This window comes from Methylocaldum sp. GT1TLB, assembly GCF_051027445.1.
Lineage (GTDB): Bacteria > Pseudomonadota > Gammaproteobacteria > Methylococcales > Methylococcaceae > Methylocaldum.
In genome coordinates this window covers 2079451-2095527 of the sequence record NZ_CP194898.1, presented here as the reverse complement: position 1 = coordinate 2095527, position 16077 = coordinate 2079451, and the positions used below count along the sequence as shown (strand labels likewise).

13 protein-coding genes are annotated in these 16077 nt (G+C 57.2%); 8 read left to right on the top strand and 5 right to left on the bottom strand.

Annotation, left to right across the window (positions count from 1 at the left end; all coding sequences use genetic code 11):
- Positions 1-328: 328 nt before the first annotated feature.
- The 6 genes from ACR2R1_RS08945 (at position 329) to ACR2R1_RS08920 (ending at position 8297) form a co-directional block, all read left to right on the top strand.
- Entirely contained in the window at positions 329-895 is a 567-nt protein-coding gene (locus ACR2R1_RS08945; RefSeq protein ID WP_434113698.1) for a hypothetical protein, read from the top strand.
- Between the two features lie 572 nt (positions 896-1467).
- Positions 1468-2889 carry a hypothetical protein gene (locus ACR2R1_RS08940; protein ID WP_434113695.1) on the top strand — a complete coding sequence of 474 codons (1422 nt, stop codon included), beginning with the start codon at positions 1468-1470 and terminating at the stop codon, positions 2887-2889.
- A gap of 565 nt (positions 2890-3454) precedes the next feature.
- Entirely contained in the window at positions 3455-4978 is a 1524-nt protein-coding gene (locus ACR2R1_RS08935) for a hypothetical protein (protein ID WP_143735068.1), read from the top strand.
- Between the two features lie 118 nt (positions 4979-5096).
- Entirely contained in the window at positions 5097-6617 is a 1521-nt protein-coding gene (locus ACR2R1_RS08930) for a hypothetical protein (protein ID WP_086134345.1), read from the top strand.
- A gap of 89 nt (positions 6618-6706) precedes the next feature.
- Entirely contained in the window at positions 6707-7807 is a 1101-nt protein-coding gene (gene surE / locus ACR2R1_RS08925; RefSeq protein ID WP_086134346.1) for a 5'/3'-nucleotidase SurE, read from the top strand.
- A 424-nt stretch (positions 7808-8231) separates the two neighbouring features.
- Positions 8232-8297 carry a type II toxin-antitoxin system VapB family antitoxin gene (locus ACR2R1_RS08920; protein WP_240502414.1) on the top strand — a complete coding sequence of 22 codons (66 nt, stop codon included), beginning with the start codon at positions 8232-8234 and terminating at the stop codon, positions 8295-8297.
- A 583-nt stretch (positions 8298-8880) separates the two neighbouring features.
- Here the strand turns inward: ACR2R1_RS08920 and ACR2R1_RS08915 are convergent.
- Positions 8881-9180: an addiction module antidote protein gene (locus ACR2R1_RS08915; protein WP_077728825.1), complete on the bottom strand. Its 300-nt coding sequence runs from the start codon at positions 9178-9180 to the stop codon at positions 8881-8883.
- Positions 9181-9185: 5 nt separating this feature from the next.
- Complete coding sequence (locus ACR2R1_RS08910; protein ID WP_434113691.1) at positions 9186-9482, bottom strand: type II toxin-antitoxin system RelE/ParE family toxin; 297 nt, start codon at positions 9480-9482, stop codon at positions 9186-9188.
- A gap of 813 nt (positions 9483-10295) precedes the next feature.
- Between ACR2R1_RS08910 and ACR2R1_RS08905 the strand changes: the two genes are divergently transcribed.
- Positions 10296-10454: a hypothetical protein gene (locus ACR2R1_RS08905; protein WP_240506981.1), complete on the top strand. Its 159-nt coding sequence runs from the start codon at positions 10296-10298 to the stop codon at positions 10452-10454.
- Positions 10455-10464: 10 nt separating this feature from the next.
- A complete protein-coding gene (locus ACR2R1_RS08900; protein WP_434113687.1) occupies positions 10465-10692 on the top strand; it encodes a hypothetical protein in 228 nt (75 codons plus the stop codon).
- Positions 10693-10910: 218 nt separating this feature from the next.
- On the opposite strand, the gene ACR2R1_RS08895 is transcribed toward ACR2R1_RS08900, so the two are convergent.
- From ACR2R1_RS08895 to rnd, 3 genes are all read right to left on the bottom strand, one after another.
- The gene (locus tag ACR2R1_RS08895; RefSeq protein ID WP_434113684.1) at positions 10911-13022 is read right to left on the bottom strand and encodes a hypothetical protein; all 2112 of its coding nucleotides are present in this window, start codon (positions 13020-13022) and stop codon (positions 10911-10913) included.
- 267 nt (positions 13023-13289) lie between these two features.
- Positions 13290-14861, bottom strand: coding sequence for an AAA family ATPase (locus ACR2R1_RS08890; RefSeq protein WP_434113681.1), 1572 nt, complete (start codon positions 14859-14861; stop codon positions 13290-13292).
- A complete protein-coding gene (gene rnd / locus ACR2R1_RS08885; RefSeq protein WP_434113678.1) occupies positions 14854-16044 on the bottom strand; it encodes a ribonuclease D in 1191 nt (396 codons plus the stop codon). Before rnd ends, ACR2R1_RS08890 begins: the two co-directional genes overlap by 8 nt.
- Positions 16045-16077 lie beyond the last annotated feature (33 nt).

Genomic DNA, 16077 nt, shown 5'->3' with positions numbered 1-16077 from the left:
GCGACGATTCGTATAGGACGCATTGGCTTTAGCGTAATGTGCTAAACGGAAAACCAGGTGGGAGACTGGGTGGACTCTTTTGCGAAGACGGGGATTCCAAAGACGCCAAGACGTACTCAGCCGGGCAGGCGAATGAATTCCTGACTCGTTTGCTATGGATTCTGGTGTATGCTGTGGCCTCTGAATCTAATGCCGATTCATGTCGTCGGACGAGTCAGGCAACCGTTTGATTAATGAGAGAAAACTAGAGAATGGTTGAAAGATGCCATTCCGATTGAGCTGTCCGAGCAATAGCTCTATTCATTCACATGCAAGATCCGAGGTTTCCATGGCTGTGCATGAACTGGTTTCAAAGATGAAGAGACTTCCCAAAACCGCGTCAATTGTGCTTGCGGGGGCGGTGTTCCTAGCGGGATGCGGGGAGTCGGACAAACCCGCTGAAATGTTCCAGGGGCTGCCGCAAAAATTCCAGGAAGAGCAGAAATTCGAAAAAGAGCAGACCCTGCGAGGTACGGTAAACGACGAGAAGGAACCCGTCATCCAAGGAAAAGTGGTGGCCACCGACGAAAAAGGCAACACCATTGCGGAAACATCCTTGGAAGGCAGCAACCGCTTTTCCATCGTCATTCCGGCCGGCACCGCATTGCCGATCCTGCTGAAAGCGTATCGTGAAGGATCGGAGCCGCTCATAGTGGCCATCGTGGACTCGTTCGAGAGCCAATACAACATCAATCCCAAGACCACGGCCGTCGCCGAAAAAGCCAAGTCGCTGGGCGGCTATACCCGGAAAAACCTGATGGCGGCCGCGATGATGAGCAGTACCGTTCCCGAGGAAGACAAGACCACCTCCGGCTTCCGCGGCGATCCGACAAAACGCTACGGCGGCTGGCATTGAGGCGATGCGGGGCACAAGCGGCCTGTCGCTGGCTGAGCACGGTCATGCGATGGCTATACATCGGCCATAAATGACAAGCGGCCCCTTCCCCTTGAGTTTCTCGAAGGTCTTGGTGCGCATCTCTTCAAGCGATCGGTCGCTTGTCGTGAATCAATCCCGTGCCATGCCCCGCTCGCCATAAGAAGCGTTCGCACATCAATCCGTACACTCCCGATCGGTATTGCATCAATCCGCCAACCTTTCGATCACGACAGGGTGCCTATCCCGGCGGCCCTCGAAACTTCGCGACAGGGCCGGGCGGATGGTCAGGCGTCGCTGCCGTTTGTGCCGGGCGTGTCTAGTTGTGAACAAAATCGACCTATTCCGAGTCTCCTTTTATACAGGCCCGAATCGGGTAATCGGGCTTTTCTGCCTCCCCCGCTCCAAACCCATGGCGGCATCGGGTTCGCTACTTAAGCGTTTCACGAGAGCCAGGGGCGTTTGTCGAAAATCGCTCCTCGTGCCGAAGCGATAACAAACGCCCGCCGCGTTCATGAGCAGGAAACTCATACTGGAATAGTGAGGAAAGACTTATGGATAGAGTCAGCCTTATCACCCGGACAATCACCCCGTTATTTCTGTCACTTGCGGGGTTTTTGCTCAGCTTGGCGGCGTTTGCCAATGATTCCCACAGAACCGGCAAATCAACAGAGGCCAACACGGCTTCCCAATTGGAGCGCGACCGAATTGTCCAAAATGCCGCGCAGATGGTTACCCAAGGACGGGAAATTTTTCGCTTCGATAGTTTTGGCGACGAGCAATTCTGGAGTGATGCGCTTCAATTGCATAAAGCCATCGAAGGGGAACGCTTCGGCGGAATCGGTAATGGACTGACACCGCAACAAGCCCTGGACTTGGGGCTAAAGGTCGACGTAGAGGCGCTGCCGGGATCAGTCGTCCAGCAACTCGAGCAGGGGGCGGTCGATTTGAGCGACGTCGCGGTTACGCTGGCCCTGATCAAGCAGGACGCCGTATTGGGCGTCAAAGGCACGTTCAATTCCGACGGTTCGCTCAAATCCGTGGGTCTCACCTGCGCCCTTTGTCACTCCACCGTGAATGACTCGCTCGCTCCGGGCGTCGGCGAGCGCTTGGACGGCTGGGCGAATCACGATCTCAACGTCGGGGCCATCATCGCCCTCGCTCCGAACCTGCAACCAATCGTCGATTTGCTGAGAATCGTTCACCCCGACATTACCGACTCCCAAGTCCGCGACGTGCTACAGAGTTGGGGACCCGGCAAGTTCGATGCGCAACTCCTCCTCGACGGCAAGGCGTTCACCCCGGAAGGCAAGCCGGCTGCCACGCTCATTCCCGACGCCTTTGGGCTTGCCGGCTACAATCAGCACGCCTGGACCGGCGACTGGGGTACGGTGACCTACTGGAATGCATTCGTGGCGGTATTGGAACTGCGCGGGGTCGGTACCTTCTTCGATCCCCGGCTGGATGACGCCGATAAGTTTCCGATCGCTGCCGCGAAAGAATTCGGCCACATATCCGTCGATCCGAAAGAGGATCAGGTTACTCCCAAGCTGCCGGCGCTCCATTTCTTTCAGCTGGCTCTGCCCGCACCCAAGCCGAAAGCCGGCGTGGACTTCGATGCTGGGGCGGCCGAACGGGGGAGCGAACTGTTCGGCGGCAAAGCCAGGTGCGGGAGTTGCCATGTCGAGCCGCTGTGGACCGAGCCGGGCTGGAACCTGCATACACCCGACGAGATGAGGATCGACGGTTTTCAGGCGAATCGTGCTCCCGGAGACGCTTACAAGACGATGAACCTGGCCGGGATTTTCGTGCGTGAACGCGGCCTTTTCATGCGTCCGGAGAACAAAGGGCGTTTTTACCACGACGGTCGGTTCAAAACCTTGCTGGACGTGGTGGACAGTTACGACGCACGCTTCGATTTAGGACTGAGCAATCAGGAAAAACGCGATGTAGTCGAGTATCTGAAGTCGTTATGACGACACCGGCGGGACGCCGGGCTGTGCGCATGACCTGCGGGCGGCTCCGCTGTATAAATCGGCTTTCCTGCCAATTTGTCATACGGCACGTCCATGTGCCGTCCCCTTCGGGCGCTTTGCGTGCAAATCGGCTTTCCTGCCGATTTGTCGTACCTCAGCGCATCCTACGGGCTCGTAGGATGTGCTGAACGAAGGTGAAGCGCATCATTCGCGATTGGTGCGCTGCCATCCATGTCCTCTGGACCCCGGCATTCCAATCGCATAAACGGTTCCGTGCCGGGGGGCGTTCTTCGGCTTAACGTAACGGCATTGCCTGTTAGCCCGTGTATCTCGGCTATGACGTAAAGAACTGACGCAGTCCTCCGTTTTTGTCAGGTCGAGGCATGATTGCAAGACCCGACCTCATCCATGGAAGCGGAACAAATGCCGAGCCTTGCAATCTAGCAGATTATGGCGGCATGAAAATTTTTTGATGCAAGGCGCTTCTGCTCTGATCCATTTCCGCAACATGGGGCGCTTTGCCGCATTCGTTTCACTCAGGACACTAGGTCGGTCAGGAGGACTCATGAGAACCCACATGCTTTGCTTCGCGTTCGCGGCGATGATTGCATTTGCGTCCGCGGCGAACAGTGAGAACAACGGATCGAGTAACGACAATCAGCTCCCCGAGTCGCTGGAGCAGAAGGTCCGGAATCTCCGGACCGACCTGGAGGCGAAAGGCTACGAGGTCGCTCGGGGAGCCTGGAACCTGTTCAGGATCGAAGACTGCAAGTTCGCGCTCGAGACCATCGGAAACTGCCTCGGCAACAACCCGGCGGCGCCCTATCTCATCCCTTCCGTTCCGCTCTGGCCGGACGAGTTCGTGGACCAGAACATGAGGGATTTGCTCGGGCCGACGCCGGGCGACACCTGGTGGACGTACCGCCTCGATGAGCGCGAGGCGCTGGTCGTGCTGGCGCAGCTTCCGCCGCCCGGAAGGTACTTCGGGATACAGACGTACATCTTTACGCGCGAAGGGGAGATCGACACCACGGATGAAATCTACCAGTCCGTGGCCGATGATCCTTTCATGCAGAGCATCCTCTTCATGATGTCGCCGAATCCGTCCCGTGCGCTGGTGTTCTCCAGCATCGGCAACAGCAACAACAACGTCGTCATCGAGCGGCAATCCGACGCGGCGTTCAACCAGCAGCGCTTCTTCATCATCACACCGGACGCGGTGATGGAGCGTGCGCTCACCGAGGCGCTGCTGCGGGCGGGCGTACCGGATCGCAACCAGGTGTTCGTCGAGCCCGTGTCGACGGACCTCGGCCGGCTGGGGTTCGGCTCAAAGGCGGACGACCTGATGACCGTGATGCGTTATTCGCTGCCGGAAGACGAGGCGGCCGGCGATGAGTGGCGCCAGAAGCGCCCGCTCGCCATTCTCCGCGTGAGGGACACGAACACGGCGCGTCCGACCGAGCCCTACCCAAAACCTGTCCGGGACGAGAGGATCGCCAAGTCCGAGCTCGGGTTCGAGGGTAATGTCGAGAATCTGGTCGAGGCGGTCAAGCAGCACTGGGGACAGCCCGACGCCAAGGACGGGCCGTTCGAAAGCCTGCTGCTCAAGGTGGACCTTATCGGCGAGCATTGCGTCCGGCGCCCCATGAACTGCCTCGGCGATACCCAGGACGCAGACTACCAGATCAGCCCGACGGAGAGCATCGACTCGGGCGAAGTCCTCGCCGTCGCGGGCACCCTCGGCACCGCCACCGGCAACGCCACGTACACGAGTCTGGCGCCCAACCGGATCCCGGCTCTGGTGGGCGTCACGAACGTCTCGGATCCCGATCTCAAGGGGAGCGCGTCCGCCTTCTCGGAGACGGTCGGCAACACCGACAAGCTCTACGTCTACTACTTCGCACGCGACTGCGGGAACCTTCCGAATTGCCGCGAAATCACCGAGGAAATGGTCCCCCCAGGCGACGCAATCAAAATCATTCAGCGGAACTACGTCGTGCCGGGGTCGACCCGAGGTCCTGACCCCAAGCAACTCGTGAACCCGACGCTCATCGTCTTCGACGGGGCGAAACGGCCGTCGAGCCGTTAAAGGGGCCTCTGAGCAAGCGGATTCCGTTCATGACCCTTCGACAGGCTCAGGGCAGGCCTGTCGAAGGACTTAATCCGAGCTTCCTTAAGGACAACAGGATGGTCGGTCAGGAGGACTTATGAGAACCCACACGCTTTACTTCACGCTCGCGGCGATGATCGGATTTGCGTCCGCGGCGAACGGCTGGAACAACGGTTCGAGCAACGACAATCAGCTCCCCGAGTCGCTGGAGCGGAAGGTCCAGAATCTTCAAGCCGACCTCGAGGCGAAAGGCTACGAGGTCACACGCGGCTTCTGGGACCTGTTCACGATCGAGGATTGCCAGTTCACGATCGCCGTGATTGGAAACTGCCTCGGGAACAATCCGGCGTCACCGTACGTTATTCCCGCCGTTCCGCTCTGGCCGGACGAGTTCGTGGACGAACACATCAAGGATCTGCTCGGGCCGACGCCGGACGACACCTGGTGGACATACCGCCTCGATGAGCGCGAGGCGCTGGTCGTGCTGGCGCAGCTTCCGCCGCCCGCGAAATACTTCGGGATGCACACCTACGTTTTCACGCGCGAAGGGCGCATCGACCCCGCGAATATAGTCTTCCAGTCGGTCACGGACCCCTTCCTGGGGGAACTGCTCTTCGCCCCGTCGCCGAACCCTTCCCGCTCGGTGATGTCCGCGACCTTCGGCAACAGCATTAATAACGTCGTCATCGAGCGGCAGTCCGGCGCGGCCTTTAACCAGCAGCGCTTCTTCATCGTCACGCCGGACGCGGTGATGGAGCGGGAAGTGACCGAGGCGCTCCTGCGGGCGGGCGTCCCCGATCGCAATCAGGTGTTTACTACCCCCGTGTCAACGGAGATTTTCCGAGCAGGGCTCGGGCCCGAGGCGGACGACCTGTGGATCACGATCCGCTATACGCGTCCGGAGGACGAGGAGGCGGGTGATGAGTGGCGTCGGCAGCTTCCCCTGGCCGTGCTCCGGGTGAGGGACACGAACACGGCGCGTCCGACCGAACCCTATCCCAAACCCGATTACGATGAGCGGACCGCCCGCTCCGAGCTGGGGCTCCAAAGTGAATTCGCGGCTCTGATCGAGGCGGTCAAGAAGCACTGGGGGCAGACTTCCGCTCCCGAACAGCCGTTCCAGGCTCTGGAACTGACCGTGGATCTCATCGGGCAACACTGCCTCGAACGCCCCATGAACTGCCTCGGCGATAACCAGGACGAAGACTGGCGGCTCAGTCCTCGTTCGAGCATCGATTCGGGCCAGGTGCTGGCCGTCGTGGGGACTCTCAAAACGGCTACGGGAAACGCGACGTACTCGGCCATCGCACTCAATCGTTCGTCGGTTCTCCAGGGCATCGGGAACGTTTTCGACGAAGATCTCGCGGGGAGCGCGTCGGCGTTTTCTGGAACGGTCGACAACACCGACCGGTTTTACGTCCAGTACTTCGCGCGCGACTGCTCGGGGCTCTCCCACTGCTTTGAAATCACGGAGGAGATGATTCCGAAAGGCGAGACAGTCGCGTTCATCGAGCGGAACTACGTTGTTCCGGGTACGGCCCGCGGCGCCGATTCCAGGCAGACGCTGACGCCATTGGTCATCATCTTCGATGGCAAGGCGCGGCCGTCGAGCCGCTGAGGAAGTGTGCCGCTGCGAGCGCCCGCGGAAACGCAGAAAGGCCCCGTGGACGCTTGTGGCTGCAAGATGCCCATACACGGAGGTAAACCATGCGTCCCAACGACCTCAAGGAAGCTCTGATTAAGTCCTTCGACAGGCTCAGGACAGGCTTGTCGAGCCACGAACGGAATCCACTTGATCAGAGCTTCCTCAAGCACCGAGGCATCGTCGCCGCGGCACTCGCCGCCTTGTTGCTCGTATCCTCGCCCGGCGTCCGGGCACTCACGATCGCCCTCAGCGACGACGACGGCTGGGATGCTATCGGGATCCAAGCCGCCAAGCGGGCGCTGGCGGCCGCCGGTCACACCGTGATCCTCGCCGGCCCGCTCAATGAGCAAAGCGGCAGCAGTGCGGCGATCAACCTGACTGACCTCCGGATTACCAAGCGACGCGACGACGAGGGCGCGCTCGAGTATTCCGTTGCGATCGGCGACGGGACGGAAGGAGCCGAACCGGCGACCAGCGCGCTCGTTGCCATCGACATCGCCCGGCAAAGCACCGGCCGGTTGCCCGACTTGCTGGTGTCCGGCATCAACGTGGGCGCCAATATCGGCGCCGCCACCCAGTTTTCGGGTACGGTCGGTGCCGCCATTGCCGCGCTATCCCCCATGCTCAACGGCGCTGTCCCCGCCATCGCGATCAGCACCGATCCGTTGTGCGGCGAGTCCACACCGGATTGCAAGACAGCGAACGAGGCCCATTTCGCGCAGGTGGCGGACTTTCTCGTTGCCGTCATTGCCCGCCTCGAACGCAAGGCCGGCTCTCTGGAGGGCGAAAAGGGCCTGCTGCCACGGGGGATAGGTCTCAACATCAACTACCCGCCGTTACCCGAGCCCGCCGGCGTCGTCGTTACACGGCAGGGTCGCACGGTCACCTTTGCGGACGATCTGGTGGTGAGCTATGGCGCCGATACGGTCACCATCAACATCGGCTGTCGTGAGCCCTGCGCCGATGTACCGGTCGGAACCACGCTCCGGGGCGGGATCACGAAGATTGTCCCCGACGAAACGCCCGAGGTGCCCGGCGCCGACACCACGTGGTATACGCGAGGGTACATCACCATCGTGCCGATCACGCCCGACTATACGGCTGACGCGCCGAGTGCCTTCTCTCTCGGGATAGATATCAAGGCTGGCCTTGGCAGGCGATAGACGGTGATTTCAACGGGCTCAGCATTTGTAGGTCGGCAATCCTTTGCCGACGAAAACGTTGGCCCAACTGTGCACCGTCGGGAAGGGCGGCTTCGGCGCTCCAATCGCAAACGGTCATCCCAGGACGGCCGTTTGCGATTGGAAGGGGCGTCCTGGCGCTCCCAGGACGGCCGTTTGCGATTGGAAGGGTCGCGACTAAAGCGACCGTTTGCGATTGGAAAGGATTCCCGACCTACTCGCGAGTGCCCGTACAGCAGGTATGAAAATGGTCTAGACGGTGATCCCGACGAGAACGGTTCTTTAAATGTTGGAATGTGAAGACTGACCGCGATAGATGCCTATCCCACATCTTTGGCTTGCCTGCCGAATTGGGCAGCTTTGAAATGTGTAAAATGACCATATTTGACACACATCGGAATCAGGCATGCGAACCAATATCGTCATCGATGACGAGCTAATGAACGAAGCTCTGAAATCCACCGGCCTTTAAAACCAAACGGGAGGTGGTAGAGCTTGGATTCAAGACACTCGTCCGCTTGAAAAACAGGAACAGATCAAAGCGTTCAAAGGAAAGCTCAAATGGGAAGGCGACCTTGACGCTATGAGAACCGACGGGTGATCGTGGTCGATTCCAGCGTCTGGATCGATTATTTCAACGGCAGCGACACGCCCCAAACCGCCATACTCGACGAACTGCTCGCGTGGAACCGCTGGCCATCGGCGGCTTGATTCTAACCGAGGTCTTGCAGGGCTTCCGCAAAGATGGCGATTTCCGAACGGCTAAGCGGCTGCTGATGTCGCTAACCGTCTATGAGTTGCTCGGCACCGAACAGGTACTCAAAAAACGGGGCATCACCATTCGCAAAACCGCCGACGTCATCATCGCTACATTTTGCATAGATAAACGGACACGCCCTGCTGTTTTCCGATCGCGATTTCATTCCGTTTGTCGAGCACTTGGGATTGCGAACGGTCGGGAGATACGGGGTCGAATAGCTGGGGCGTATTGAAGTCGGAAGCAAATAACAAAAGCCTGACCCTTTCACTGCCCGAACGATGGGTTGGATACCTTTTCAACTATGGTTGGCTTCGGCATGGAGCTTAAGCCCGAGGGCGCTAATGACCTTGAGGATGGTATCGAAACCTGGGCTACGTTCGCCGGAGAGAGCCTTGTAGAGGCTTTCCCGAGAAAGTCCCGCATCCCGAGCAACTTGCGCCATACCTTTGGCACGGGCGATGTCGCCAAGGGCCTTTGCGATGAAGGCGGCGTCTCCGTTCGCTTCTTGCAGACAAGCTTCAAGGTAGGCGGCCATTTCCTCTGGGGTTCTGAGGTGTTCAGCAACGTCATAGCGAGTGGTAGTAGTCTTGGCCATAGCAATTACTCCGAAAGATTACGAGCGAGACGCAATGCGGCCTTGATGTCCTTGGCTTGGGTGCTCTTATCACCACCGGCCAAGAGAATGATGAGCTCTCGCCCCCGCTTTTTGAAATAGACCCGGTAACCGGGACCGTAGTTAATCCGCAACTCCGACACACCTTCGCCGACGGGCTCAACGTCGCCAGAGTTACCGGCGGCGAGCCGTTCAATTCTGGCTTGAACACGCGCTCTCGCTTGGATGTTTCGCAGGCCATCGAGCCACTGAGCGAAGACGTCTGTCTTGCGGATTTCGATCATGGGCTAACCGTAGCCGCTCGGCTACATAATGTCAATGGCGCGAGGACACCGCTGCAAGATGCCCAACGTCTAGCTAAGCGGCGCACCGGACAACAGAACCTGAGCAAAGCGCCGGAGCCGAATGTAAAGCAATACCTGTAAACGGCCTGCGTCCCGGCGGGTCGCGCTTTAATGCAAATTAAGCGCTTTGCGGTAAGACGTTCAATAAGAAGATGGCGGCCGCTAGGCGACCGAAGACGTGAACGAGGAGCCCCCGAGAGGAGTGGACCTCGCTGGCCGCATCGATACCGGTTTTCTCCTGAATCCAGTTAAGGAAGCTCTGATTAAGTCCGTCGACAGGCCTGTCCTGAGCTAAGTCGAAAGGCATGAACGGAATCCACTTGTTCAGAGCTTCCTACAGTGAACGCCTGGATGAGTGCCGATCTCCGACATAGTGTAAGCGCCGGATAGATAGGCCCGCGCCAATGCCTCATTCCTGTCCGGATAGCGTTGCCGATAGTCGTCAAGGGGCAGGGCGATAAACCGCCGATGCGCTTTGGAGCCCGGAGTTCTTCGGGCTTTTGTTCTGCCGGTATCGCTCGACGAACGCATTATCGCCCAATAGCAATTGATGGTGGGTCTGATCCAGTGGACTGGGCAGCCCTCTGCCGTCCATTACGAATCGACGGCAGGACTTGATCGCGCTCTTGCGTTCCCGCCCAAACTGGCTGAGCAGCCAACCCGTATCAAGTAGGTGTCCTTCTGAACCAATATCGCCTTATAGCGCCCCTGAAGTCGGTGTCCGACCATCCCATAGTGCTGAAATGTTGGAATGTGAGATCTGACCCCGGTGTGCCCTCCTTCAACGGCATCGACACGCCCCAAACTGCCATACTCGACGAACTGCTCGGCGTGGAACCGCTGGCGATCGGCGACTTGATCCAACCGAGGTCTTGCAAGGATTTCGCCAGGATGGCATTTCCGAACGGCTAAACGGTTGCTGATGTCGCTAACCGTTTATGACTTGCTCGGCACCGGACAGGCGCACAAAAACGTGGAGAATTATCGGGCACTCAGAAAACGGGGCATCACCACCCGCAAAACCGCCGACGTCATCATCGCTACATTCCGCATCGAAAAGGGACACGCCCAGCTGTTTTCCGATCGGGACTTCATTCCGTTTGTCGAGCACCTGGGATTGCGAACCGTCGGGGGATACGGGGTGGAATAGTCGGGGCGTGTTGGAATCGAAAGTAAACAACAAAAGCCTGATCCTTCTGCGTTATTTAGCCATAATGGTAAACCTTATAGGATGTGCCGACGGAGGGAGGCGCATCGCTCGCGATTGATGCGCTTCGTGCCTCAGCACATCCTATGGGCCTAAACTATCGGGACATCATGCTCGTAGAAAAGCGATTAGGTGGGTGAAACCACTATTCGGCATTCTCCTTAGGAAGAAAAGTATGTGGCTATCGCGCGTTCGGAAATGGCGCTACGCATATGTCCATCGGCTGCACTACGCTCCTTCTTCACTAGCCCCATTTCCTGCATCTTTGAGGTGCGTCGGCCAACAAGTTGATAAGTTGTGTCAAGGAGCGCCGAAATCTCACCCGCGCGCATCTGATTTGCTTCATTATGGAGCGTGCTGAGGATATCCAATTCAACGGATTCGAGCATTACATCCTCTTTCAATTGGTTATATTCCTCCTGAAAATCCTGGGCCAGAATCACGACCGCACAAGTGCCATCCTTACATTCAGGGCAACGCCATTTGAATAGTTCAAAACTATCCTGTTTTTCCATAGGAAAACAGGCGCCACACTGATCACATCGAATTGTCTGTTTTTTTGCAAGAAACTCCTGAATTGCTCTACTGAAGTCAAAGCACCGCTGGACGAAATAGTTGCGAAAGTCACGACCAGGCGGGTATCCCCAAGACATTCGGTGCGTTTCAGTAATGCCATAGTACAGTGCATAAACGACAACGGGGGCTCCGTTCTTGTCTCGTGTATCTTTATACTTGGACACAAAGAAATTTGCTTCTAGAGAGCGGAAGAGCGGCTCAAGACTAGGTTGAATAACAAAGTGGCTGGTTGGTGGATTGCTTAGCTCCTTGAAGTACGAGCCACCAATGCTGCCATCCTGTATCTGCTTTCTCACACGCCGGGATTCGCCAATAACGCAGTCCAGGAGTTCCTTCTGGTTGTGTCGATCCAGTTTGTTCTCGAACGGTTCGAGGGCATAGCGGAGCATTCGGTCAAAGTATTGTGAAATGGTTGACTCGAAATATTTTTTAGCAGCGAGCCGAACGGCTGCCTGGGTAATTGGTTGCCCCTTGGAAATACGGTCCAAATAGCATGTATGTAACAGGGCACCCATAAGCCGTGGAACATTAAAGGACACCTGAAACATGAGTTTCATATGTTCCGAGAAGGGTGTAGAGGGGTCGAAGTAGCCTGCTACATCTTCGCCGAATGCATAGAACCTCGTCTTCATAAGGCGTGTCGCATAATCGATTGCCGCCGCTTCCATCTCTTGGACTTCTGTTGCCTCATAGAGCGAGCAGAAGTCTATACAGACGGTATCTACTTTACTGGGGTCGATTTTGCCGTAATACACCCGACCCGGATATCCTGCAATCTTAAGTTTGACGGATTCGTTACTGGCATTATTTAGTGGGGCGAGTACAACATCTACAAAAAGTTTTTGGTCTAGAAAATTGAGCTCAGAGAAGTCATCAAAGAAGACAACAATCCGAGCCATTCGCGCCTCCTCCAAGAGATCCTTGATCTCGTTTAGCAACGCTAAGAAAGGATAAGCTTGGAGAATGACCTCGGAGTACTCCTTGTAGACTTCGGCGTCCTCCAGCGTTTTGTCAAAGTCTGACAGCGTAGCCGATGCCATGAACTTGGCACCAGTAGTCGACACATCTCCCCCTGCTTCAATCTTTGCGTCGCCACCTTGTTCTTTCTTGCGCTGCGACCGCCATTGCCGTGAAATTTTCTGAAGGATTGGGATTTCGTGACTTTCGAGCTTAGTTTCCTTGACTTCCTCAGCCAATTGGCTCAAGGATGCCTGAAGGTCTTTGTATGAACGTCGGACGCCGCGAAAGACTTCCAGAAAGGTCATTTTGCTGCATGTTTTTTCAATCTCTTTAATTAGTTCGGATATGACCGCGCCTAGGAATACTTTTCGCAGAAGGTGTGCGCGACAAATGCCCTGGTCTATGTCATGGACTGAGAAAGCCGTAGGAATCTCCTCCGGTGAAAGGAGTTCATATAGGGCTTTGACATCAACGTATACAGATAAAACATCTCGTGAGTTTCGATACTGCGCTTGAGCCTTTGCGAAAATCGTGCTTTTCCCTGTGCCTTTTCGCCCCAGCAGAAACGTGGTATTGCTAGACAACACAGACCGTAGCACGGCGTCGCCAGGAAGAGGATCAACATAGAGGGCGTCAACCGGGTCATTGCCCAGATCCTTCTGAAAATCCCTCAGCTCAGCCCTTCGGTACTGACGTAGAGACTCAGCAATTCGTGCGAAAATATCTTGTTTCACCATTTATCTCCATCTGCCGAGCCAGAAATAGACACCTCAAATCTCGTAAAACCTTACACCTACTCAGACGAATAAATCTGAATGAGACTGGCGAAAAACTTGCAACTGAAGTCATTAAGCCGTTCAAGAATCCCCGAAACAGAATAGCAAATGCACCCTTCTTTGTTGGGGTGACAGGGGCAATGAGGATATCGGGTGACACAGTCAGGCTTTTATCTTTCGCTTTCAATCGAATTATCCCGTTTCGCCAAAAAGACCTTAACTGGCAGATCAACTAGTACTCAGGCCAATCTTCTTAACGAGTTCGTCAACAGAAACCGCTCCGCTGGTCTCGATCATCAGCGCATCGCGCTGCTCTTCTTCGGTTAATTCATCATGCGCCGCAAGCTGACGGTCTAGTACCGACAGATCGGCTTCAGAGGGGTCGCGGCCCAGCAGGGCGCGGGATTCGATGCGGCTTTTTAAGGTAGCTATCGGTGCCTGGCAGTCGAGGATCAGGAATGATGCGCCGAGCCGTTCGGCCAGTATTCGTTGGCTTTCACGCTGCTCGTGTTTTAGGAACGTGGCGTCGACGATGACGGAGAGGCCGGATTTCAGGATCTCTTCGGCGGTATCCAGCAGATAGCTATAGGTTCTGCGCGTCATGTCCGCGGTGTAGATGCCGGCGTCGAGGGTCGATGCGGTGCTGGCGTGTTCAGCGAAGCCGGCCAGGCGTTTTCGTTCCAGGTCGGAGCGCAGGCGTATGGCCGGGAGGCGTTCGGCGATTTGGCCCGCGATGTGGGATTTGCCGCTGCCGGAAAAACCGTGGGTGATGAGCAATGCCGGTTTTTGAGGCCGGATGAGGCCGGATGCGTAATCGAGATAGCGCCGGTACAGGTCCAATAACTCCTGCTGCTTCGCGGTGTCGCCGGTAGAGGCGCGGGTCAGTTGGGCGATCTTGGCCCGAACCATGGCGCGGTAGACGCGGTAATAATGGAAGAGCGAGAGACCACGGTAGTCTCCGGTAACTTCCAGGTAGCGGTTTAGAAGCCGGAAAGCCAAATCCCGCTTGCCTTTGACTTCCAGATCCATGACCAGAAAGGCCAGCTCACTCATCACATCGATCCAGCGCAAGTCTTCGCTGAATTCGATGCAGTCGAACGGCGTGGGCTCGTCGCCGATGAGCACGATATTGCCGAGGTGGAGGTCGCCGTGGCATTCGCGAACGAAGCCGGCGGCTTTTCGGGCGAGCATGGTCTCCCGGCAGCGCGAATACGCCTCGGACGTCCAGGCGCGCACGGCTTCCAGCTTGGCGACGTCGACCGGATCGTCCTGCAAGGGCTCGATGTGGGTGAAATTATGTTCGGCGGCGTCGTAGATGTGTTCCGGGAGTCCGTGGGCGTCTTCGATGGTGCTGCGATTTACGCTTGCGTGGAATCGGGCCAGCGTCTCGGCCAGTTTGTCCATGTGTTCGGCCGACAGGCGATCGTCCTGACACAGACGATCGAATAGTGCCGCTTCGTCGAAGCGGCGCATCTTGATGGCGAACTCGATGGGGGCGCCGCTGCCGCCGATTCGCGGGTTTTGGGGATCTCCGGCGATGGGGACGACGACCAGATACAAGTCCGGGGCGAGCCGGCGATTGAGGCGGAGTTCCTCTTCGCAAAACCGGCGGCGCTTGTCCAGGGTGGTGAAGTCGAGGAAGCCGAAATCCACCGGCTTTTTGATTTTGTAGGCGTGTGGAGCGGTCAGCAAAACCCAGGAGATATGGGTCTCCCGGATTTCGATGGCGTTCGTGGGATGATCGTAGGCGGCGGGATTCCGCAGCGCCGAGATCAGTTCGGGATAGCGGGCGTCATCCATGCGGTTCCATCCGTAAACGGCCGTTGATCACTCTGAGTTGTCGTTCGCCCTGAAGGAGCGCTTCCAGTTCCGCCCCGGCCATCGCCTTGCGCCAGCCCTGAAGCAGTTTCGATTGCTCCGGGTCATCCATCAGTTGTTCCAGGTCCTTGCGGCCCGCGAGTACAGCCGGGTTCAGGGTGTGCTGGGCGGCCCGAAGACGCACCACCGCGGTCAATACGTCGAGCAACGCTTCCTGTTCGGGCGTCTTTTTGGCCTGCCGCGGCCTGAGAGAAACCGCCGGCGGCGGACGATGTTTCGCCTCGTCGATGATCCGGCACAATTGGCTGCCGTAACGCTTGAGCGTCCGTTCCTCCAGTCCCCGGATCAGCTTGAACTTGTCGGCATTCGTCGGCTGAAGCCGTGCGAGATCGAACAAAACCTCGTCCTTGACCAGCCAGCTGCGTGGAATGTCCTGCTGGCGCGCATTGTCCTCGCGCCAGGCCGCGAGCGCCTGCAACACGGCGAGCTGGGACGCATTCAGCTGATAATGTCCGCTGATACGCTGCCAGGCTTGATCGGACGCATTCTCGTAAAGCTTCGGATCGAGCAGGGCGCCGAAATCGCCTTCCGGCCAGTCCAGGCGGCCCAAGGCTTCCAGTCGCTGGCACAGTTTCAGGTAAGCGGTTCCGAGATGGATGACGTCGTCGGCCGCATAGCGCAATTGCGCATCGGCCAGGGGCCGGAGCGACCAGTCGGTGCGCGCATGTCCTTTGCCCAAGGTTATTCCGAGCAGTTCCGAAATCAGTCCGGCATAGCTGATTTGTTCGGGCAAGCCGATCAGGGGAGCCGCGATCTGGGTATCGAAGATCGGTGTCGGCAAACGTCCCCACAAATGAAAGAAGATTTCCAAATCCTGTCGCCCGGCATGAAAAACCTTGGTGATGGCGGGATCGAACAGTAAATCCGCTACCGGCTCCAAGGATTCGAGCGCGAGCGGATCGATGCAGGCGACCTTGTCGGCGGTCGCGATCTGGAGCAGGCAGAATTTGGGAAAGTAGGTTTTCTCGCGCAGGAACTCGGTGTCCACGGCGAGCCATGAAGAGTTCTTGACGGCACGGCAGAAATCTTGGAGTTGGCTGGGCGAATCGATATAGCTGATTTGGGAGAGAGGCGTCATGTCGAAGAGAGTGCTTTTTCGAGTCATAAAGTTATTATATGGCTTAGGGACGAAGAATAC